Annotated in this window: 19 protein-coding genes; 8 read left to right on the top strand and 11 right to left on the bottom strand. The window is 65.7% G+C overall.

Annotated elements, in window-relative coordinates; translation table 11 throughout:
- The first annotated feature begins 66 nt into the window (after positions 1–66).
- The 8 genes from PS060_RS12235 (at position 67) to PS060_RS12200 (ending at position 10,859) form a co-directional block, all read left to right on the top strand.
- Complete coding sequence (locus PS060_RS12235) at positions 67–2,862, top strand: 2-oxoglutarate dehydrogenase E1 component (RefSeq protein WP_273983502.1); 2,796 nt, start codon at positions 67–69, stop codon at positions 2,860–2,862.
- Positions 2,863–2,916: 54 nt separating this feature from the next.
- The gene (gene odhB, locus PS060_RS12230; RefSeq protein WP_273983501.1) at positions 2,917–4,134 is read left to right on the top strand and encodes a 2-oxoglutarate dehydrogenase complex dihydrolipoyllysine-residue succinyltransferase; all 1,218 of its coding nucleotides are present in this window, start codon (positions 2,917–2,919) and stop codon (positions 4,132–4,134) included.
- 119 nt (positions 4,135–4,253) lie between these two features.
- The gene (gene lpdA, locus PS060_RS12225; protein ID WP_273983499.1) at positions 4,254–5,660 is read left to right on the top strand and encodes a dihydrolipoyl dehydrogenase; all 1,407 of its coding nucleotides are present in this window, start codon (positions 4,254–4,256) and stop codon (positions 5,658–5,660) included.
- A 10-nt stretch (positions 5,661–5,670) separates the two neighbouring features.
- Entirely contained in the window at positions 5,671–6,495 is an 825-nt protein-coding gene (locus tag PS060_RS12220; protein ID WP_273983497.1) for a hypothetical protein, read from the top strand.
- Positions 6,496–6,579: 84 nt separating this feature from the next.
- Positions 6,580–8,052 (top strand): DUF4403 family protein, encoded by a 1,473-nt coding sequence (locus PS060_RS12215; RefSeq protein WP_273983495.1) that lies wholly within the window; start codon positions 6,580–6,582, stop codon positions 8,050–8,052.
- Between the two features lie 81 nt (positions 8,053–8,133).
- Positions 8,134–9,492 carry an amidase family protein gene (locus PS060_RS12210; RefSeq protein ID WP_273983493.1) on the top strand — a complete coding sequence of 453 codons (1,359 nt, stop codon included), beginning with the start codon at positions 8,134–8,136 and terminating at the stop codon, positions 9,490–9,492.
- Between the two features lie 24 nt (positions 9,493–9,516).
- A complete protein-coding gene (locus PS060_RS12205) occupies positions 9,517–10,215 on the top strand; it encodes a hypothetical protein (protein WP_273983491.1) in 699 nt (232 codons plus the stop codon).
- Complete coding sequence (locus PS060_RS12200) at positions 10,212–10,859, top strand: trimeric intracellular cation channel family protein (RefSeq protein WP_273983490.1); 648 nt, start codon at positions 10,212–10,214, stop codon at positions 10,857–10,859. The genes PS060_RS12205 and PS060_RS12200 overlap by 4 nt, the downstream gene beginning before the upstream one ends.
- Here the strand turns inward: PS060_RS12200 and PS060_RS12195 are convergent.
- The 11 genes from PS060_RS12195 to rplO form a co-directional block, all read right to left on the bottom strand.
- The gene (locus tag PS060_RS12195) at positions 10,856–11,701 is read right to left on the bottom strand and encodes a hypothetical protein (RefSeq protein ID WP_273983488.1); all 846 of its coding nucleotides are present in this window, start codon (positions 11,699–11,701) and stop codon (positions 10,856–10,858) included. The genes PS060_RS12200 and PS060_RS12195 overlap by 4 nt on opposite strands.
- 194 nt (positions 11,702–11,895) lie before the next feature.
- Positions 11,896–12,432, bottom strand: coding sequence for a hypothetical protein (locus PS060_RS12190; protein ID WP_273983487.1), 537 nt, complete (start codon positions 12,430–12,432; stop codon positions 11,896–11,898).
- A gap of 140 nt (positions 12,433–12,572) precedes the next feature.
- The gene (locus PS060_RS12185) at positions 12,573–13,961 is read right to left on the bottom strand and encodes a serine hydrolase domain-containing protein (protein ID WP_273983486.1); all 1,389 of its coding nucleotides are present in this window, start codon (positions 13,959–13,961) and stop codon (positions 12,573–12,575) included.
- 88 nt (positions 13,962–14,049) lie between these two features.
- Complete coding sequence (gene rplQ, locus PS060_RS12180; protein ID WP_273983484.1) at positions 14,050–14,469, bottom strand: 50S ribosomal protein L17; 420 nt, start codon at positions 14,467–14,469, stop codon at positions 14,050–14,052.
- A 151-nt stretch (positions 14,470–14,620) separates the two neighbouring features.
- Positions 14,621–15,676: a DNA-directed RNA polymerase subunit alpha gene (locus tag PS060_RS12175; protein WP_273983482.1), complete on the bottom strand. Its 1,056-nt coding sequence runs from the start codon at positions 15,674–15,676 to the stop codon at positions 14,621–14,623.
- Positions 15,677–15,798: 122 nt separating this feature from the next.
- Entirely contained in the window at positions 15,799–16,188 is a 390-nt protein-coding gene (gene rpsK, locus PS060_RS12170; RefSeq protein ID WP_017666383.1) for a 30S ribosomal protein S11, read from the bottom strand.
- Between the two features lie 57 nt (positions 16,189–16,245).
- A complete protein-coding gene (rpsM, locus tag PS060_RS12165) occupies positions 16,246–16,614 on the bottom strand; it encodes a 30S ribosomal protein S13 (protein WP_273983481.1) in 369 nt (122 codons plus the stop codon).
- Positions 16,615–16,923: 309 nt separating this feature from the next.
- The gene (locus PS060_RS12160; protein WP_273983480.1) at positions 16,924–17,808 is read right to left on the bottom strand and encodes an SRPBCC family protein; all 885 of its coding nucleotides are present in this window, start codon (positions 17,806–17,808) and stop codon (positions 16,924–16,926) included.
- 80 nt (positions 17,809–17,888) lie between these two features.
- Positions 17,889–18,536: an adenylate kinase gene (locus PS060_RS12155; RefSeq protein ID WP_273983478.1), complete on the bottom strand. Its 648-nt coding sequence runs from the start codon at positions 18,534–18,536 to the stop codon at positions 17,889–17,891.
- Between the two features lie 103 nt (positions 18,537–18,639).
- Positions 18,640–20,004 carry a preprotein translocase subunit SecY gene (gene secY / locus PS060_RS12150; protein ID WP_273983477.1) on the bottom strand — a complete coding sequence of 455 codons (1,365 nt, stop codon included), beginning with the start codon at positions 20,002–20,004 and terminating at the stop codon, positions 18,640–18,642.
- Positions 20,005–20,188: 184 nt separating this feature from the next.
- Positions 20,189–20,713, bottom strand: coding sequence for a 50S ribosomal protein L15 (rplO, locus tag PS060_RS12145; RefSeq protein WP_273983476.1), 525 nt, complete (start codon positions 20,711–20,713; stop codon positions 20,189–20,191).
- Positions 20,714–20,740 lie beyond the last annotated feature (27 nt).

Below are 20,740 nucleotides of genomic sequence, written 5' to 3'. Positions count from 1 at the left end.
CCGGCGTTCTGAGCGCCGGGGGACCGCCCTCCCCTTATTGCTTCCTCCTCCCCAGGAGTCCCCCCGATGGGCAACGAACCGCAGAACTTCATCCCCGCCTTCACCGATCAGGAAGGCCCGCAGCCCGGCCCCTCGTGGGCGAAGCGCGGCTGGCTCGACACGCTGGCTGACAGCGGCGCGGACCTCACCGCCGCGATGGACCCGACCGAGATGAAGCTCGCGGTCGCCAAGGCGGCGAAGGATGCGGGCAAGGCCTCCGACCCCGCAGCGGTCGAGAAAGCCGCCAAGCTTTCGATCGCGGCGATGACGCTGGTGCGCCTCTACCGTGTGCGCGGGCACATGGCGGCGGACCTCGATCCGCTCGGCCTGTCGAACCGCGAAGGCCCGGCTGACCTCACGCTCGAATGGCACGGCCTTGCGGGCAAGGAGAACGAGGAAGTCTATGTCGGCGGCGTGCTCGGCATGGAGTGGACGACGGTCGGCAAGCTGCACCTGCGCCTGCGCGAAGTGTACTGCGGCAAGGTCGGCCTCGAATATATGCACATCGCCGACACCGAGGAACGCCGCTTCCTTCAGGACAAGTTCGAAAAGCCCGGCGAGACGATCCAGTTCACCCCAGAGGGCAAGAAGGCGATCCTCGCCGCGGTGCTGCGCGGGGAAGGCTACGAGGAATTCCTCGCCAAGAAGTATGTCGGCACCAAGCGCTTCGGCCTCGATGGCGGCGAGTCCATGATCCCGGCGCTCGAAGCCGTGATCAAGCACGGCGGCAGCGCGGGCGTGCGCGAGATCATCTACGGCATGGCCCACCGCGGGCGTTTGAACGTGCTCGCCAACGTGATGGCCAAGCCCTACCGCGTGATCTTCCACGAATTCTCGGGCGGCTCGGCCAACCCCGACGATGTCGGCGGTTCGGGCGACGTGAAGTATCACCTCGGCACCTCGACCGACCGCGAGTTCGACGGGATCTCGGTGCACATGAGCCTTGTGCCCAACCCCTCGCACCTTGAAACGGTGAACCCGGTGGTGCTGGGCAAGACCCGCGCGCAGCAGGCGATCCGTGACGACCTGAAGAAGAAGGACCAGGTGCTCCCTGTGCTGATCCACGGCGATGCGGCCTTCGCGGGGCAAGGCGTGGTGTGGGAGAGCCTCTCGCTCTCGGGCGTCCCCGGCTACGACACCGGCGGCTGCGTCCACTTCATCATCAACAACCAGATCGGCTTCACCACGAGCCCCAAGTTCGCGCGCTCCTCGCCCTATCCGAGCGATGTCGCCAAGGGCGTGATGGCGCCGATCCTCCATGTGAACGGTGACGATCCCGAGGCGGTGACCTTCGCCTGCAAGCTCGCGGTCGAATATCGTCAGACCTTCCACCGCGACGTCGTGATCGATATGTGGTGCTACCGCCGCTTCGGCCACAACGAGGGTGACGAGCCCAAGTTCACCCAGCCGGTGATGTACGACAAGATCCGCCAGCACCCCAAGGTCAGCGTCAGCTACGAAGCGCGCCTGATCCGTGAAGGCGTGGTCGAGCCCGGCACGCGTGATCGGATCGCCGCTGAATTCACTGCGCTGCTCGAAGCAGAATTCGAGGCCGGCAAGAGCTACAAGCCCAACGAGGCCGACTGGTTCGGGGGCCGCTGGGCCGGGCTCAACAAGCCCGCCGACCCTGAAACCGCGCGCCGCTCGGTCGAAACCGCGATCGAGCCCAAGACCTTCGACGCATTGGGCCGGGTGCTGACTGAAGTCCCCGCCGATCTCGAAGTCCACAAGACGCTCGACCGAGTGCTCGCCGCCAAGCGCGAGATGTTCGCGACCGGTGAGGGCTTCGACTGGGCGACCGCCGAGGCGCTGGCTTTCGGCAGCCTCATCATGGAAGGCTACGGCGTGCGCCTGTCGGGGCAGGATTCAGGTCGCGGCACCTTCTCGCAGCGCCACGCGGTGTGGGTCGACCAGAAGTCCGAGCGCAAATACGTGCCGCTCTCCACCCTGCCCCACGGCAAGTTCGAGGTGCACGATTCCACCCTGTCGGAATATGGCGTGCTCGGCTTCGAATACGGCTTTGCCATGGCCGATCCAAAGAGCCTCGTGCTGTGGGAAGCGCAGTTCGGCGATTTCGCCAACGGCGCGCAGATCATGATCGACCAGTACATCGCCAGCGGCGAGAGCAAGTGGCTGCGCGCCAACGGCCTCGTGATGCTGCTGCCGCATGGCTATGAAGGCCAGGGGCCGGAGCACTCGTCTGCCCGTCTGGAGCGTTTCCTCCAGCTGTGCGCCGACGACAATATGTGTGTGTGCAACATCACCACGCCGGCCAACTACTTCCACGTGCTGCGCCGCCAGATGCTGCGGTCGTTCCGCAAGCCGCTCATCATCATGAGCCCCAAGTCGCTGCTGCGCCACCCGATGGCCAAGAGCGAGAAGAGCTCGTTCCTCGGTGATCGTCAGTTCCGGCGCATCCTGTCCGACCCCAAGCCGATCGCCGACGACAAGGTGCGGCGTCTGGTGCTGTGTTCGGGCAAGGTCGCCTATGACCTGATCGAAGCGCGCGATGCGGCGGGCAAGGATGATGTCTCGATCGTGCGGATCGAGCAGCTCTTCCCCTTCCCCGGCGATCCGCTGGCACTGCGTCTGGAACGCATGACCAATCTCGAAGAGGTCGTGTGGTGCCAGGAAGAGCCGCGCAACAACGGCGCTTGGTTCTTCGTCAACGAGCGGATCGAGGAATCGCTGACCAAGGCGGGTCATGCAGGGATGCGGCCGAGCTATGCCGGACGCGATGCCGCCGCCTCGCCCGCCACGGGCCTCGCCAGCCGCCACAAGGCCCAGCAGGAAGCGCTGATCGCTGCCGCGCTGGGGCTGTAACCGGCCCGCCCTTTCTTCAGACACGATGTAAGCAAGTTTCAGGAACCCATTCCAATGGCCACCGAAATCAAAGTTCCCGTCCTCGGCGAATCCGTCACCGAAGGCACCATCGCCGAATGGCTCAAGCAGCCCGGTGAGGCTGTCGCCGTGGACGAACCGATCGCCAGCCTCGAGACCGACAAGGTCGCGGTCGATGTGCCCTCGCCGGTCGCAGGCGTGATGAGCCAGCACGTGGTCGCTGTCGGCGACACGGTCGAAGTCGGCGCGGTGATCGCGATCATCGAGGATGGCGCGGCCGCCCCGGCTCCCGCCGCTGCCAAGGCTGACCCGGCCCCGGCCCCGGCGGCCACCGGCGAACTGCTCACGCCTGCCCAGACCATGTCGCCCGCAGTGCGCCGCGCAGTGCTCGAACACGGGGTTGATCCCTCGACCATCAAGGGCACCGGCAAGGACGGCCGGTTGACCAAGGAAGACGTCCTTGCCGCGGCTGAGGCCAAGGCCAAGGGCGGCGCTGCCCCCGCTCCGGCGCCTGCCGCCGCCCCCGTGGCGCCAGTCACCAGCGGCTCCGGCGCACGCGGCACCGAGCGCGTCAAGATGACGCGGATGCGCCAGACTATCGCCAAGCGCCTCAAGGCCGCGCAGGACAACGCAGCGCTGCTAACCACCTTCAACGACGTCGACATGAGCGCCGTCATCGAAGCGCGCGACAAGTACAAGGACCTCTTCGCCAAGAAGCACGACATCCGCCTCGGCTTCATGGGCTTCTTCGCCAAGGCCGCGTGCCTTGCCCTGAAGGACGTGCCCGCGGTCAACGCCTATATCGACGGCGACGAGATCATCTATCACGACTATGTCGACATCTCGGTCGCGGTCTCGGCCCCCAACGGCCTCGTCGTCCCCGTGATCCGCGACGCCGACAAGAAGGGCTTTGCCCGGATCGAGCAAGACATCGCCGATTTCGGCGCGCGCGCGAAGGCGGGCACGCTGACGATGGAGGACATGACCGGCGGGACCTTCACGATCTCGAACGGCGGCGTGTTCGGCTCGCTGATGTCGACCCCGATCATCAACCCGCCGCAGAGCGCGGTGCTGGGCCTCCACCGCATCGAAGACCGCCCGGTGGTGCGCAACGGCCAGATCGTGATCCGTCCGATGATGTATCTCGCCCTGTCCTACGACCACCGCCTGATCGACGGGCGCGAGGCGGTGACCGCATTGAAGATCATCAAGGACGCGATCGAAGATCCTACCCGGATGCTCATTGATCTTTGATCATTCGACCAAATATCCGTTCGGGCTGAGCTTGTCGAAGCCCTGTCCTGCTTCATGGACCGACGGACAGAAGAAAGTGCAGCCCTTCGACAAGCTCAGGGCGAACGGAGTTTTTGGAAATGGCTGACCATTCCTACGATTACGACGTCCTCATCATCGGTGCCGGCCCCGGCGGCTATGTCGCGGCGATCCGCGCGGCGCAGCTGGGGCTGAAGACCGCCTGCGTCGAAAGCCGCGCCACGCTCGGCGGCACCTGCCTCAATGTGGGGTGCATCCCCTCCAAGGCGCTGCTGCACGGCTCGGAGCTGTTCGAGGAAGCCGCGGGCGGGCATTTCGCCACCTGGGGCATCACTGCGACCCCCACCCTCGACCTCGGCAAGATGATGGCCGAAAAGACCAAGGCCGTGGGCGAGCTGACCGGCGGGATCGAGTTCCTGTTCAAGAAGAACAAGGTCACCTGGCTCAAGGGCCATGCGGCCTTCGAAGATGCGCACACCGTGGATGTGGCGGGCCAGAAGGTCACCGCCAAGGACATCGTGATCGCCACCGGCTCTTCGGTGACGCCGCTGCCCGGCGTGACGGTCGATAACGCGGGCAAGCGCATCGTCGACAGCACCGGCGCGCTCGATCTCGATGAAGTGCCCGAACACCTCGTGGTGATCGGCGGCGGCGTCATCGGGCTGGAGCTTGGCTCGGTGTGGCGCCGCTTGGGCGCGAAGGTCACCGTGATCGAATTCCTCGACCAGCTGCTCCCCGGCATGGACGGCGAAGTGCGCAAGGAAGCGCAGAAGATCTTCAAGAAGCAGGGCATGGACATGATGCTCGGCCACAAGGTCACGGCTGCGAATGTGGACGGCAAGACCGTCACCCTGACTGTCGAACCGGCAGCGGGCGGCGAGGCCAAGACCGTCACCGCCAGCCACGTGCTGGTTGCCATCGGCCGCCGCCCGAACACCGAGGGGCTGGCGCTGGAAAAGGCGGGCCTCACCCTCAACAACCGCGGCCAGATCGAAATTGACCACGACTTCGCCACCGCCGTCCCGAACATCTGGGCGATCGGCGACGTCGTCCCCGGCCCGATGCTCGCGCACAAGGCCGAGGATGAGGGCATCGCGGTCGCCGAGAACATCGCGGGCCTCACGGGCATCGTGAACCACGATGTGATCCCGAGCGTCGTCTACACCGCGCCCGAAATCGCGGGCGTCGGCATCACCGAGGAGCAGGCCAAGGAGCGCGGGCTCGCGGTCAAGGTCGGCAAGTTCCCGATGATGGCCAACAGCCGCGCCAAGGCCAACCGCGACACCGACGGCTTCGTCAAGGTGATCGCCGATGCGGAAACCGACCGCGTGGTCGGCGTGTGGATGATCAACTCCCTCGCGGGCACGATGATCGCTCAGGCCGCGCAGGCGATGGAATTCGGCGCGACGTCCGAGGACATCGCCTATACCTGCCACGCCCACCCCACCCATGCCGAGGCCTTCAAGGAAGCGGCGATGGCGGTGACGGGCAAGCCGATCCATATGTAATGGCGAAAGGGTGAGCGGGCCTGCCTTTGATCGCTGGCGGCTCACCCTGCCCCTTGCCATCCCGGTGCTGGCCGGGCTGCTCTACCTCTGGGCCTTTGGTGCGCCCGCGCGGCTGATCGCGGTCAATGCCGCGGCCCTGGCGGCTGGTGTGGCGTGGGTGCTGGCCGGACGGGCGCCTCGAAACGACACCACCCGCCTTGCACTGGGCATACTCGCGGCGCTTGCACTCAATCTTCCTGTGATCCTCGGCCCCGTGGTTGGCGGGGTATCGCGCTGGTTTCCGGCAGGCCCGATGATGCTGCAATCCGGGCCGCTGCTGCTGCCGCTGATCGTCGTGCTGGCTGGGCGGCTCTCGCGGTGGGTCAGCGCAGCGCTGCTGGGGCTGGCGGGCGCGGCGCTAACGCTGCAACCGGATGCGGCGGCGCTGGCCGCCCTGGGGCTCGCGGGCGGGGTGCTCGCTGCCATGTGGCGCAGCCCCGCCCACGCCCTTGTGAGCCTTGCTGCATTGGGTCTGGCGATGGCAACCTTCGATGCAGGCACGCTCGAACCCCAGCGCTTTACCGAGGGCGTGCTGGCCCATATCGCAGAGCATTCGCCATGGCAGGCGGGGGTGCTCGCGATCCTGTTGTTCTTGGTGCCCGTGTGGTTTCTGATGACCGCCCCCCGGCTTGCGCCCGAACAGGGCTGGCCGCTCGCCGCGCTGCTGATCGGGCTTGGCGCGGTTGCGGTGATGGCCCCCTTCCCCTTTCCCTTGATCGGTTACGGCGCTGCCCCGATCCTGGGCTTTGCGCTGGCGCTGGGCGTCGCCGAACGCCTTCCCCCACCACAGGTTTAGCGCACTTTCACGCAAGGTCTTGATCCGCTATCGCTTATTGCGACAGGCCAAAGCGGGGAGGATGGCGTGGGCGCGCTCGGCAGAATGATGATCGCGGGCGCAAGCGCGGCCCTGCTGCTGCTGGCGGGGTGCGGCAATGCTGCCGATCCGGCAGGCGGTGGCCCGCCGCGCGCGACCGACCCGATCATCTTTCCCAAGGAAACCTCGCAAGTCGCGGTCGATCTCAAGGTCGATCTGGCGCAGCTCGAAGCCGCGCTCGAACGCGAGGTGCCGCGCAAATTGTGGCAGATCGACCGGCCGGGGAGCGAATGTGTCGCCTCGAAGAAGGTCGATCTTGAACTGTTCAAGATCAAGTCGCCGCGGATCGAGTGCCACATCATCGGCACGGTCACGCGCGGAAAGCTGCGGCTGAGCGGCAAGGGCGAATCTCTGTTTGTCACCCTGCCGGTGAGGGGCACGATTGCCGCGCGCGATGTGGCGGGGATCTTCAAGGGGGAAACCGCTACCGGCGCGGCTGAGGTCACGCTGGCTCTCACGCTCGATCTGGCCCCCGACTGGCGGCTGATGAGCACCACCCGGCTCGATTACCGCTGGACGCGCGAACCGGGGATCGACTTCATGGGCCAGCGCATCACCTTCACCTCGGAAGCCGACCGCGAGCTGCGTCCGGTCAAGCGCGAGGTCGAGCGTATCGTTGCGCGCGAACTGGCGCGGCTGCCGGTGCGCGATACGGCCGCGGAAGGGTGGAAGGAAGCGCACAGGGTGTTCGTGCTCAATCGCAAGAATCCGGCGGTCTGGGGCCGCATGACCCCTGAGCGGTTCCGCTTCGGTGGCTACGCCGTTGAGGGGCGCGCCTTGACGCTGCGGCTTGGGCTCGATGCGCTGCTCGAGACCTTTGTCGGCACCAAGCCTGAACGCCCTGCGATGAGCGATCTGCCTGCCCTTGCCCGGCGGGAAAAGTCGCTCCCCCTGTCCGACCTCCATGTGCCGGTGATCGCCGACTATGCCGTCCTCGAGCCCGTCATCGCCGAGGCGCTGGCCAAGCGCGCCCAGCGGCCCTTCGTCATCCCGGATTACGGCAGCGTGACCGCGCGCTTTGAGGAGATCAGGGTCTACGGCACCGGCGAGGGCCGCATCGCGGTGGGCGCGCAGATCAGCGCCACCTCGGACATGGCGATGATCGACAAGGCCTCGGGGCGGATCTGGCTGAGTGCGCGCCCCCTCACCGAGGCCGGATCGCGCATGGTGCGCTTCGCCGATGTCACGATCACCGGCAGCACCGACCTTGTGGGCGAGGAGTTTCTCTTCGCGCTCGCCAATTCGCCCGGCTTTCAGGACGCCATCACCGCGGCGCTGACCCAGAATTTCGAGAAGGACTTCGCCGAACTGCGCGGCAAGATCGACCGCGCGCTGGCAGCGCCAAGGGGCCGGCTCACCGATACCAGAGCAACGATCCTCTCGCTCCAGACCGGAGAGATTCGCGCGCATGGTCAGGGGCTCTATCTGCCGGTCGACCTTGTCCTGCGGGTTGATTCCCGGTTGCAGCGATTGAATTAGGCACCCCCTCAATTATCAGTCTTCCAGCCTGCCGCGCGTCCCGATAGAGCCTGCTGCGGGAGACAGGGGAAACATCGCCGCATGGCCTATCCGCAACTGACTGACAAAGCCGGGGTTCTGCAAACCGCGCTGGCGATCCGCACGCGCAAGCTGAGTGTCGCGGAAGCCGTCGATGCGGCGATCACCCGCGCCGGCCGGCTCGATGCCGAACTTGATGCGATCGCCGTCACCGATTTCGAACGCGCGTATGAAACCGCGCGGGCGATGGACAAGCTGCAGCGGCGGCTCGACCAGCCACTCTTCGGCGTGCCGATGACGGTGAAGGAGAGCTTCGATGTCGCGGGCCTGCCTACCACCTTCGGCCACCCGCAATATCGCGACGCCATCGCCCCGCGCGATGCGCTGCTGGTGCGGCGGCTGAAGGCCGCAGGTGCGGTGATCATCGGCAAGACCAACGTGCCGGTCGACCTCACCGATTGGCAGAGCTTCAACCCGGTCTATGGCCGCACCCGCAACCCGCATGATCCCGAGCGTTCCCCCGGAGGATCGTCTGGCGGCAGCGCCGCGGCGGTCGCGGCCGGGATCGTGCCGGGGGAATATGGCACCGACATCGGCGGATCGGTGCGGGTGCCCGCGCATTTCTGCGGGGTGTGGGGGCACAAGACGACCTGGGGGCTTGTCCCTAAGCATGGCCATGATTTCCCGGGAATGTCGCGCGCTGATGGTTTCATCGCCGCAGCCGACAGTCCGCTCAGCATCGCCGGGCCGCTGGCCCGCAATGCACCCGATCTTGCCGCGCTGGTCGAGGTCGGTGCCGACATGCCGCTGCGCCGCCGCCCCAAGCCGCTGAAGGACTGCCGCCTGCTCGCCGTCACCTCCCTGCCCGGCGCAGAGGTAGACGCGAGCGTCGCCGGCCCGACCGAGGCGGCGCTCCAGGCCCTTGCACGCGCAGGCGTGACAATCGACAGGGCCAGCGATCTGCTGCCCGATCAGGCTGTGCAATACCGCGCCTATCTCAAGATGATGAACATCGTCATGGCGCGCGGCGCGCCTGCCCCCGATGGCAAGCGGGCCAGCGCGACCGACTGGTTCGACCTGCTCGACGCGCAGGCCGCTTCCATGGCGCGGTGGGAGGCGCTGTTCGAGCTCTATGACTTCGTGCTCGCCCCGCCCGCACCGGTGCTGGCCGTCCCCCATGCCGATACTGCGGTGTTTCGCGGCACTCTGACGATCAACGGAGCCGAACACCCGGGCAGCAGCGGGCTGGTGTGGTCAGGCATGGCGACCTTCCCCGGTCTGCCCGCGACCATTCTGCCCATCGGCAGCGGCACCTATCTCGGAAGCGAATTGCCGTGCGGGATGCAGGTGATCGGCCCGCGCTGGCGCGATCTCGATTGCATCGCGGCGGCAGAGGCGATCGGCCAGGTGTTGCACCACTGATCGGCCTCGGCCATGGCTCGCAGCATGAAGATCACCATGCGCTCGCTTGCAAAATGGCACGTCTGGCTCGGCTGGCTGGTCGGTGTTCCGATCGCGATGTGGCTGGCGACCGGCCTGTTCATGGTCTCGCGCCCCATCGAGGAGGTGCGCGGCGAGCATCTGCGGCGTGAGATCGCCGCGCAGCCACTCGCCATTCCCGGCAGCACGCTCGCCGGTGCCGAGGCGAAGCTCGCTGCCATGCACGTCACCATGCAGAATGGCCGGGCCGTGGCCATCCTGACCGGGCTCGACGGGACCACCCGCCGGGTCGACTTCGCAACCGGCACGCCCCTGCCCCCGCTCGATGCCGCCGCCGCCCGCGCGCTGGTGGCGGCGCGGATCGTGGGTGGCGACAAGACCGCGCGGGTCACGCTGTTCCCGGCTGACCAGACCCCCTTCGATTTCCGCCGCCCGCTGACGGTGTGGCAGGTCGCGCTGGCGGACGGGACAAATGTCTATGTCGGGCGCGACACCGGCGAAATCGAGGCGGTGCGCACCCGCTGGTGGCGCGCCTTCGACCTCGCATGGGGCTTGCATATCATGGATCTGTCGGAGCGCGAGGATACCAGTCACCCCCTGTTGATCGCGTTTGCCGCCCTGTCGCTCACGGGCGCGCTGATCGGCTGCGTGCTGATGTTCCGCCGCCGCAAGGCCCGGCCTGCTCCCACCACGCCTGCCGCATGACGCCAGCTGCCGTCCTCACCCCGATCCTCGACTGGCTCGACATCGCCGGGATCGCGCTGTTCGCCCTGTCCGGTGCCGTGCTGGCCGCGCGCCTGAAGCAGACCTTCGTGACGATGGGCTTCTTTGCACTGGTGACGGGTGTCGGCGGCGGCACGGTGCGCGATCTGCTGATCGGGGCGCCGGTGTTCTGGATCACTGACGCCTGGGTCGCGGTGGTCTGCCTCGGCACGGCGCTGATCGCATGGTTCACACCTGTTCGCTGGTGGCAGGGCAAGGGCTTCGACTATGCCGACGGCGCGGGGCTCGCCGCCTATGCGGTGCTGGGGAGCGCCAAGGCGCTGGCCTATGGCATTCCGCCGGTGCCCGCCGCGCTGATGGGGGTGATCACCGGCTGCGTCGGCGGCATCATCCGCGACGTGGTGGCCGGCCGCCCGTCGATCATCATGAGCCCAGAGCTCTACGTCACGCCCGCCGCACTCAGTTCGGCGCTGTGCGTGGCGGGGATGCTGGCCGCACCGTCGCTGGGCTTGCCGGATTCGGCCGCATGGAGCCTTGCATTTGCCTGCGGCTTTGCACTTCGCAGCGCTGCGATCCGCTGGGAATGGGGGCTGCCGAGCTACGGCGGCCCCGCACAGTCAAGCTAGCCGCCGATATCCTCGTCGATCGTTTCGGGGATCACCTCGCCCGGGATCGGCCCGCCCGGATAGGCAGGCATCGCGGTGCTGGCGGCGCGGCGCGGGATATCGACCGACGCGCTCATATCGGCTTCGCTCACCGCAATATCGGGGCGCACCGTGCCGCCCACTGCCGCACGCGCGCTGGCATAGCGGGCATCATCCCACTGACCGGGAGCGGGCACCGCTGCGGCCTGACGATCATCGCGCCAATCGGCTGCGCCAAAGCTGCCGCTGTAATCGATCGTCTCGATCCGCCCGTCATTGCCGATGCGGCAGGTAAACCCACTGCCATTGAACAGCGAACCGGTGACCTGCCAGCCCGCACCGGTGCGCTGCACATTGTCGACCGCATCGACACGCACGTCACGCTCGATCCGGTCGAGACACATATTCACCGCATTATCGAGGCCCGCCGATCCGGTGCCGCGCGGTGCCGCGCGCCGATCATCGCGGCGTTCGTCACGGTCGCGGAAATCGGCGTCGCGCTCGACAATCACGACATCGCGCTCCCGCTCGCGGCGGTTGTTGGAGCTGAGGATCGCGGCAATCCCGCCGATCACCACCGCACCCAGGATCACGTCGCCCGCATCAACCCGGTCGCGCCGCCAGCCCCGGCGGCCGCAGCCCCAGCCCCGGCAGCGCCAGTCGGCAACCGCGTCGGCGGGATCGTAGCGGCTTGCGGCCAGAATGTTCTGGGGCGCGCTGAAGGACGGCGCCGAAGATAGCGGCGCTGCCAGAGCAGGGGATGCGATCAAGGTGGAACCCACAAGCGCGCCCGCCATCGCAGCCGCGCGAACCATCAGAGCCATTGCGCTCTCTCCTGTTGCCGTGTGCGGCGCCCACCAACGCCCCGATACGCGCAAGACTAACCGTGCCGAGCTTGCGCTGGGCTGAACCGTTCACACGAAAAACCGCCCCGCGCCGGGTGTCGGCACGGGGCGGCAAGGATGCGCGCGCCGAGGCAAAGGGGGGAGAGGGCGGCGCGCGGCAGGGAACAGGGCGATCAGCGCAGGCCGCGGATGCCGCTGAAGTCGATCAGAGGGGCGCCCCGACCATCGAGGCGGCAGGTGAAGTTGCCGCGATCATTGCGGTTCCAGCCACCACCGACATCGATCCGGCCCCGCACGCGGAACCCGTCACGGGTGCGGTCGATATCGCGCACGTCGATCACATCGGCATAGCGATAGCCGCCAAAGCGCCGGGCCTGGTTTTCGGCGGCGCGCACGCAGCGATCCACCGCCGCGCGGGGGCCACCGGCAAAGCCGTATCCGCCGCGATCCCAGCGGTCACCGCGATCCCAGCGGCCGCGGTCGTCCCAGCGGTCGCGGTCACGGTCGCCGTCGAAGGCCCCGGCCAGCGCCGCAATGCCGCCGATCACCACTGCGCCAGCGATGATCTCGCCCGCGCTGATGCCGTCGCGGTCACGATCGCGCGCCTGCGCAGGCGTGACGGAAGCAGCGGTCAGCGCAGTCGCCGCGACCGCGCCGAGGACAAGCCGGGCCGATTTGCCGGAGGCCAGCCGGTTGGTCTTGGTGGTCATCGAAACATTCCTCGTCTGGCACCTGAGGCGGGATTGCCGTGGGTGTCGAGGATGCTTTTGCGCGATTCGGACTGATGCGAAGCTGAATTGGCTTGGCAGGAATTGTTAATGTTGGAGGCTCTTTTACTGAACGGCGCCTATTAGTCGCCCCCCAGCCCCGCCAGCACATCGCGGGTAAAGGCGGCAATATCGAACCCAGCCCCCGCCGGATCCTCACCCCGCCGCACGATCACCACCCCGCGCGACGGCACGATCACCACATATTGCCCCCGGTTGCCGATCGCCGCGAAGGTATCGGGGGGAACGCCCTCTTCCTTGTTCAGCAGCCAGAACCCCGCCCCATATCCGAAGGTGCCGGTGGGCGGCTGCGGGCCGGACGGGGTGCTGACATACTTCACCCAGCCTTCCGGCAACACCCGCTCGCCCGAAGGCAGCTTGCCGTCATTGAGGTAAAGCTGCCCCAGCTTCGCCAGATCGCGCGCCGTGGTCCAGACCTGCGAGGAAAGGATGTAATTGCCCTTCCAGTCGGTCTCCGCGACCGTGTGCGTCATCCCGAGCTTCGCGAAGAAACCGGCCGGCGGATAGAACTCGAGCCACTGCTCGATTGCCTTCACCGCAATCAGCGTATCATTGTTGGCATAGCGGAACACCGTGCCTGGCGGGTGCAGGATCGGCCAAGCGGTCGCCGTTTCATCCACGCTCGATCCGCCATAATAAAGCGGATCGGTGCGATTGCCCGGCGTGTCGGAATAGCGCCCGCTCGCCATGCGCAGCGCGTGATCAATGGTGATGGCATTGCGCGGATCAATCCCGCCGCCTCCGCGCCAGTAATTCAGCCCGACCGGGTCTTCAACGCTCGCATCCCCAGCCTTCACTGCTGCACCAACCAGCGTCGCTGCGATGCTCTTGGCGACCGACCAGGTACGCTGCGGCACATTCTCTTCGAAGTCGGACTGGTATTGTTCGACGATATTGCCCCGATGCGACACCAGCACCGCCGTGGTGCGCGTGCCCGTGCCGTAGCGATCCTCAAAGGCAGAACCGACCGCATCGACAAGCGCTGGCGACACTTCCTGCGACGCTGCGAGCGCAAGCAAGGTGCTGGGTCTGGCAGGCTTCGTCGCGGCTGAAGGCTCGCCACCCTCGACCTTCGCGCCGATCGGGAGCGCGGAGCAACCGGTGTCTGCGCCATAGTTGACCGCCACCCTCGGAGCCATGTCTGTCGCCCATTCGACCGCCACCTGCGCGACCTCGCCCTCGGGCCCGCGCCGGATGGTGAACGGCAAATCACGGATCACCGCATCAAGCGGCGCCTGCACGCCGGTCAACTCCCAAGCCGCGACGCTCTCGGGCGACCGGCTTGCTCCGTTGCGCTCGGCAATAGCGATGGCGCTGCACAGCATCAGCGCCTTGTATCCCGCCGCCAGCGCGCGGTCGTGGCGGGTCTCGAGCGCCTCCTGCTGGGTCTGGGCAACGGCCGGGGAGGCAGCGATAAGCAGCGTGGCTGCGGCAAGGGCGGTGCGGATCATGGCGCACAGCCTAGGCTGGCGCGCACAAAAGAAAAGGGCCACCCGAATGTTTCGGGCGGCCCTTCTGATACGTTCGTCGAAGCGCGGCTTACGCGTCTTCGTATTCGTCTTCCGACTGCACCGGGCCAGAATCCTGACCCTTGGCATCTTCGTCACGATCGACAAATTCGATGATCGCCATCTGCACCGCATCGCCCGCGCGCACACCGGCGCGCAGCACGCGGGTGTAACCGCCTTCACGGTCGCTGTAGCGCTCGGCGAGCACTTCGAAGAGCTTCTTCAGCTGGGTCTCGTCACCCAGACGGCTCATGGCGAGACGACGGTTCGAAAGACCGCCACGCTTGGCCAGCGTGATCAGCTTTTCGACATAGGGACGCAGTTCCTTGGCCTTGGGCAGAGTGGTGGTGATCTGCTCGTGCTTGATTAGCGCAGCCGCGAGGTTGCGCAGCAGCGCGTGACGGTGACCCGTCTTGCGGCCAAGCTTGCGGCCCGAAATACCATGACGCATTCTTCTTACTCCGTTCGAAAAGGGGCCGTTTCAGGTACCCCAGTGCTGGTCGAAAAGGGTCCGACCTTCCCTGAATTGTCATTCCCGCGAAAGCGGGAACCTAGAGCGGCTAGGCACTGGATCCCCGCTTTCGCGGGGATGACAGTGGTGATCAGCCGAGCAGCTCCTGCTCGAGCTTCTTGGCCATCTCTTCGATGTTCTCGGGCGGCCAGCCCGGGATGTCCATGCCGAGGCGCAGACCCATCGAGGAGAGCACTTCCTTGATCTCGTTGAGCGACTTGCGGCCGAAGTTCGGCGTGCGCAGCATCTCGGCTTCGGTCTTCTGGACCAGATCGCCGATGTAGATGATGTTGTCGTTCTTGAGGCAGTTGGCCGAACGCACCGACAGTTCCAGCTCGTCCACCTTCTTGAGAAGGTAACGGTTGAGCTGGTTGGCGTCGCTTTCTTCCGGCTGCACGGCATGGCCGATCATCTGGCCGACCGGCTGCGGGATGCCGTCTTCGAAGTGGACGAACAGCGTCAGCTGGTCCTGAAGGATGCGCGCAGCATAGGCCACGGCGTCTTCCGGGGTGACGGTGCCATCGGTCTCGACGGTCAGCGAGAGCTTGTCATAGTCAAGCTCCTGCCCGACGCGGGCGTTCTCGACCTTGTAGCTCACCTGACGCACGGGCGAGTAGAGCGAGTCGACCGGGATCAGACCGATCGGCGCATCGACCGGACGGTTCTGCACAGCCGGCGCATAGCCCTTGCCGGTGTCCGCGGTCAGCTCCATGTTGAGCGTCGCGCCTTCATCGAGGTGGCAGATCACGAGGTTCTTGTTCATCACCTCGATGTCGCCGGTGACGGCAATGTCACCCGCGCGCACTTCGCCCGGGCCGGTCGCCGAAAGCTGGAGCCGCTTCGGCCCTTCGCCTTCCATCTTGAGCGCGATCTGCTTGACGTTCAGGACGATGTCGGTGACGTCTTCACGCACGCCGGCGAGCGACGAGAATTCGTGCAGCACGTTCTCGATCTTGATCGAGGTGATCGCGGCGCCCTGCAGGCTCGACAGGAGCACGCGGCGCAGCGCATTGCCGAGCGTCAGGCCGAAGCCCCGCTCGAGCGGTTCGGCCACGAAGGTCGCCTTGCGTTGACGATCGCCGCCATCCTTGATTTCCAGGGAGTTGGGTTTCTTGAGTTCCTGCCAGTTCTTGGTGTTGACGGACATGGATTTCCCCTAATTCGCCTTGTGGGCGGTTCAAATTTGGGCGGGCCGGATGCGCAGCAGCGACGCGGCATCAGACCCGTTCGGGCGGCGGAGGCGACACGCACCCCCGCCATCCCGGCGGATCAGACGCGGCGACGCTTGGAGGGACGAACGCCGTTGTGCGGGATCGGCGTAACGTCGCGGATCGAAGTAATGTTGAAACCGACAGCTGCAAGACCCCGCAGCGCGCTTTCGCGCCCCGAACCCGGGCCCTTCACTTCGACTTCGAGCGTGCGCACGCCATGTTCGGCGGCCTTCTTGCCGGCATCGTCCGCTGCCACCTGAGCGGCATAGGGGGTCGACTTGCGGCTGCCCTTGAAGCCCATCATGCCGGCCGACGACCACGAAATGGCGTTGCCCTGTGCATCGGTGATGGTGATCATGGTGTTGTTGAAGCTGGCGTTGATGTGCGCAACGCCGCTGGTGATGTTCTTCTTGTCACGGCGCCGGATACGGCCTGGTTCGCGTGCCATCTTAGATTGTCCTTGTGCTCGTCAGAAGGAAAAAGCCTGTGCGGAAGTCCCGCTGGCTTACTTCTTCTTGCCCGCGATGGGCTTGGCCTTGCCCTTGCGGGTGCGGGCGTTGGTGTGAGTGCGCTGACCACGGACGGGCAGACCCGCACGGTGACGCAGGCCGCGATAGGCGCGCAAATCCATCAGGCGCTTGATGTTCATCGCGGTGTTGCGACGCAGGTCGCCTTCCACGGTGAAATCGGCATCGATGGTTTCACGGATGCGCAGGATTTCCTCATCCGAGAGATCCTGAACGCGCGCGGTGTGCGCAATGCCCAGCTTGTCAGCAATCTGGACGGCGGTGGTACGACCAATACCGTGAATATAGGTCAGCGCGATGATCACGCGCTTGTTGGTGGGGATATTGACCCCGGCAATACGAGCCACTTATTTCTCCATGCTCCACAGGGGCTTGAGGCCATCGGTGGGCCACCCCTATCTCAACGCTCAATTCATTCTCGTGTTCGCTTGCCGAGTGGCCTGCAGGTCGCAAGTGCACAAACGGCAAAAAGTCCGGTCGGCACGCGCAAGGCGATGCCTGCCGAACTTGGTTCGAACGTGTCGAATGAGGCGCGCGCATAGGCTGATTCGCGCGGGCCGTCAACCGCCAGCGCCCTTGCCGGGTGATCTCACCCTTGGCGGCTTGCGTTTCAACAGAACAACGCCCTGTGCTGCGTAACGCGATCTGGCCAGTAATCAGCGCTTGGGCGGCTTGTCCGCAAGGTCACCGAAGGCCTCTGCCACCGACGGCGATTTGGTTGCCGGCTTCGTCTCGGGTTTGGCTGCAGGCTTGGCTGCCGGAGCAGGCGTGGGTGCTGTTGGCTTGGCCGCAGGCGCACTCACCGGCTTTGGCTCCACTGGCGCAGGCACAGCGCCGGCCTTGGGTGCGGGTGTCGCTTGCGTCTGGCCTGACGGTGTCTTCGCAGGCGCCGTGGAAGCCGAAGCGCCGGGCACAGCAGGCGGCGGCGCAGCGGCGGGCTGCGGCGTGGGCGCAGGCGGCGGCGGGGGTGCCGGCACTTCGACCACCTCAAGTGGCTTGGCCAGCGCCATGAGCTGCGCGCCCATCACCCCGTCCACTGCCTTGGAAATGACCGGCACCTCATAACGCATCGGCCCGCCGACATTATACTCCCAGACAATCCGCGTGCCCTTAGGAGTCTTGCTGATCGCGATCGTCAGCACGCCACTCACCGGCTCGCTTTGAAGTGGCCCCAAAGCGCCGACCATCCGCAACGCGGTTTCTGGATAGGCTTGCACCACGCGCATATGCTCGACGCTGCCTTCGAGCGTAAAGCGGCCCGGCTCGTCGACTTCGGGGATCGTCTCGCAGAAACACCCACCAGCCTTGGGCATGAGCGACAGGTTCTTGGCATCGCCTGACCAGGTATGTTCGGATGTCCACCAGTCAGCCGGAGAGATCAGCGCCAGCCACACGTCCTTGGGACTGGCCTTAACAATCACCTCATGGCGCGAGACAAAGCTGGTGTCGGTGGCCCGCGTGACCTCAGCCGAAGCAGGCGCGCAAAAAGCAAGACCCGCCGCGAGCAGCGCCGCACTGGCCGCCTTCAATTCCGCCTTCATCGAACAACCTCCCAAGCGCCTTCATCGCAGGCAAGGCTGCGCGAAAAACACGGCCGCTGCAAGAGGCCTGCCGCCTGCCTTCAGCCCTTGAGGATCGCGTCGATCTGATTGGCGACCGTATCGATCGCCGCCATCCCGTCGACCCGGGTCACAATCCCGCGGGCTTCATATCCGGGCAGGATCGGTGCGGTCTTGGCGCGGTATTCCTGCATCCGCATCCGGACGGTTTCCTCGTTATCGTCCGGACGACGCTTGAACTCGGTGCTGCCGCAGGTGTCGCACACGCCTTCCTTGGCAGGCGGATTGGCCGTGTCGTGGTAGAGCGCGCCGCAGTTGCCGCAGGAAAAGCGCCCCGTGATCCGCTCGACCAGCGCATCCTCGTTCACTTCAAGCTCGATCACATGATCGAGGCTCCGGCCATTGCGCGCCAGGATCGCATCGAGCGAATCCGCCTGCGCTGCGGTGCGCGGATAGCCGTCGAAAATCGCGCCGGTTTCAGGGCCCATTGCGGCCAGCTCGGCATCGATCAGGTCGGAGACGATCTCATCCGAGACCAGTTCACCGCGCTCCATCACGGCCTTGGCCTTGAGACCGACGGGCGTGCCGGCCTTGACCGCCGCGCGCAGCATATCGCCCGTGGAAAGCTGGCGCATCCCGTGCCGCTCCACCAAGCCTGCGCTTTGCGTGCCCTTGCCTGCGCCCGGAGGACCAAGAAGAATGATATTCACGAACCGTCCCCCATAATCACCCCGGTTCTGGCCGCGGCGTATGCTTTCAGACAAGTGGGTTCAACCAACAGGCGAGCCGCGTCAAGCCGACTATTGTCGGATATCAGCGCATCCGTCCCTTGAGCTTGGCCTTCTTGATGAGATCGCCATATTGCAGCGCCAGCAGATGTGACTGGATCTGGCTGATGGTATCGACCGTCACGTTGACCACGATGAGCAGGCTCGTGCCGCCGAGGAACAGCGGAATCTTGGTCTGCGCGATCATGTATTCGGGCAGCACGCAAACCAGGGTCAGGTAGAGCGCGCCGATCACCGTGATGCGGGTGAGAACATATTCCAGATAGTCCGCAGTCCGCTTGCCCGGACGGATTCCGGGGATCGAGCCGCCGTTCTTCTTCAGGTTATCCGCCGTCTCCTCCGGGTTGAAGACAACCGCCGTGTAGAAGAAGCAGAAGAAGATGATGCCGATCGCATAGAGCGTCATGTAGAGCGGCTGGCCATGCGCCAGATACTGGTTGAGCGCCTGCAGCACCGTGTAGAACTGGCTGTTGGTATCGACCGAGTTGCCCGCGAACTGCGTGATCGTGAGCGGCAGGAGCAGCAGCGAGCTCGCAAAGATCGGGGGGATCACGCCGGCGGTGTTGATCTTGAGCGGCAGGTAGGAACGCTCCGCCTGCATCATCCCGCGCTGGGTCGCGCGCTTGGGATACTGGATCGTCAAGCGGCGCTGGGCGCGCTCCATGAAGGCGATCAGCAGGATAAGCGCCACCACCATGGCGATGAAGCCGATGATCACGAAAGACGAGATCGCCCCCGTGCGGCCACCTTCGAACAGGTTGGAACCGAAGCTCGGGAACTGGGCGACGATGCCCGCCATGATGATCAGCGAAATGCCGTTCCCGATCCCGCGGCTGGTGATCTGCTCACCCAACCACAGCAGGAACATGGTGCCGCCAACGAGGTTGATCACGGCGACGATGCGGAACAGGTAGCCCGGATCGACGACCGCTTGCAGTCCCTGCTGCGAGGCGAAGCTTTCAAGCCCCACGGCAAGGAAATAACCCTGGATCGCGCAGAGAAGCACCGCGCCGTAACGGGTGTACTGATTGAGCTTCTGCCGCCCGCTCGCGCCTTCCTTCTTCAGCGCCTGAAGTGCCGGGTGCAGCGCCGAGGCCATCTGCACCACGATCGAGGCGGTGATATAGGGCATCACGCCGAGCGCGATGAGGCTCATGCGCTCAAGGCTACCGCCCGAAAAGGCGTTGAAAAGATCGAGGATCCCGCCGCGGGTCTGGCTGTAGAGCTCGCTCAGGATAAGCGGATTGACACCCGGCAGCGGCACGAAGCTCAGGAAGCGGAAGACAATCAGCGCCCCGATGGTGAACCAGATGCGCTGCTTGAGCTCGGTCGCCTTGGCGAAATTGCCGAGGTTCAGGTTGCTCGCGATATTGTCGGCGCGTGATGCCATGTCGTTCTGTCGATCCTAGCTCTTGATCCGGCGCTGGCGACCGCTTGTCGCCCTTCCCGAACCCATCATCGCGCGCCTGACTTGGTGCCAGACCGACCCCTGATCGAAGTCGCTGCGGCGCGCGGGAGCGTAAATAGGGAGCGCGGGGGCTCTTGTCGAACCCCCGCGCGCCACCTTTTGTCGATTACTTCGCGCGTGCCGCCTTGTTGGCGTCGCGGCGGGCGAGCTTCTTTTCGTGCTCGGGCGTCGCGGCCGGGGCCACTTCAACGCTGCCGCCGGCCTTTTCGACCGCGGCAATCGCGCCCTTGGTCGCGCCGGTGACGGCGAAGGCAACCTTGGCGGTGATCTCACCCTTGCCGAGCAGACGCACGCCGTCCTTGCCGCCGCGCACCAGACCCGCTGCACGCAGCGCGTCTTCGGTCACGGTCGCCTTGGCATCGAGCTTGCCGGCGTCGATGAACTTCTGGATCATGCCGATGTTCACTTCGGCGTAGTCCTTGGCGAAGGGATTGTTGAAGCCGCGCTTCGGCAGGCGCATGTGGAGCGGCATCTGGCCGCCTTCGAAGCCCTTGATGGCCACGCCCGAACGGGCCTTCTGGCCCTTCTGACCGCGTGCCGAGGTCTTGCCCTTGCCCGAGCCGATACCACGGCCGACACGGATGCGGCCCTTGCGGGCGCCGGCATTGTCGCGGATGTCATTCAGTTTCATTGTGTGCACTCGCTTTCGCTTTTGTCG

Origin of the sequence: Erythrobacter sp. BLCC-B19, from assembly GCF_028621955.1 — a bacterium.
Classification (GTDB): domain Bacteria; phylum Pseudomonadota; class Alphaproteobacteria; order Sphingomonadales; family Sphingomonadaceae; genus Erythrobacter.
This window is presented reverse-complemented; position numbering and strand designations above follow the sequence as displayed.

Coding starts and splice junctions, on each gene's coding strand:
- lpdA (WP_273983499.1), top strand. CDS start 4,254: ATGGCTGACCATTCCTACGATTACGACGTCCTCATCATCGGTGCCGGC.
- odhB (WP_273983501.1), top strand. CDS start 2,917: ATGGCCACCGAAATCAAAGTTCCCGTCCTCGGCGAATCCGTCACCGAA.
- rpsK (WP_017666383.1), bottom strand. CDS start 16,188: ATGGCACGCGAACCAGGCCGTATCCGGCGCCGTGACAAGAAGAACATC.
- rplQ (WP_273983484.1), bottom strand. CDS start 14,469: ATGCGTCATGGTATTTCGGGCCGCAAGCTTGGCCGCAAGACGGGTCAC.
- secY (WP_273983477.1), bottom strand. CDS start 20,004: ATGGCATCACGCGCCGACAATATCGCGAGCAACCTGAACCTCGGCAAT.
- PS060_RS12190 (WP_273983487.1), bottom strand. CDS start 12,432: ATGACCACCAAGACCAACCGGCTGGCCTCCGGCAAATCGGCCCGGCTT.
- PS060_RS12160 (WP_273983480.1), bottom strand. CDS start 17,808: ATGAAGGCGGAATTGAAGGCGGCCAGTGCGGCGCTGCTCGCGGCGGGT.
- PS060_RS12185 (WP_273983486.1), bottom strand. CDS start 13,961: ATGATCCGCACCGCCCTTGCCGCAGCCACGCTGCTTATCGCTGCCTCC.
- PS060_RS12195 (WP_273983488.1), bottom strand. CDS start 11,701: ATGGCTCTGATGGTTCGCGCGGCTGCGATGGCGGGCGCGCTTGTGGGT.
- PS060_RS12205 (WP_273983491.1), top strand. CDS start 9,517: ATGAAGATCACCATGCGCTCGCTTGCAAAATGGCACGTCTGGCTCGGC.
- PS060_RS12175 (WP_273983482.1), bottom strand. CDS start 15,676: ATGTCCGTCAACACCAAGAACTGGCAGGAACTCAAGAAACCCAACTCC.
- rplO (WP_273983476.1), bottom strand. CDS start 20,713: ATGAAACTGAATGACATCCGCGACAATGCCGGCGCCCGCAAGGGCCGC.
- PS060_RS12215 (WP_273983495.1), top strand. CDS start 6,580: ATGATGATCGCGGGCGCAAGCGCGGCCCTGCTGCTGCTGGCGGGGTGC.
- PS060_RS12235 (WP_273983502.1), top strand. CDS start 67: ATGGGCAACGAACCGCAGAACTTCATCCCCGCCTTCACCGATCAGGAA.
- PS060_RS12200 (WP_273983490.1), top strand. CDS start 10,212: ATGACGCCAGCTGCCGTCCTCACCCCGATCCTCGACTGGCTCGACATC.
- PS060_RS12210 (WP_273983493.1), top strand. CDS start 8,134: ATGGCCTATCCGCAACTGACTGACAAAGCCGGGGTTCTGCAAACCGCG.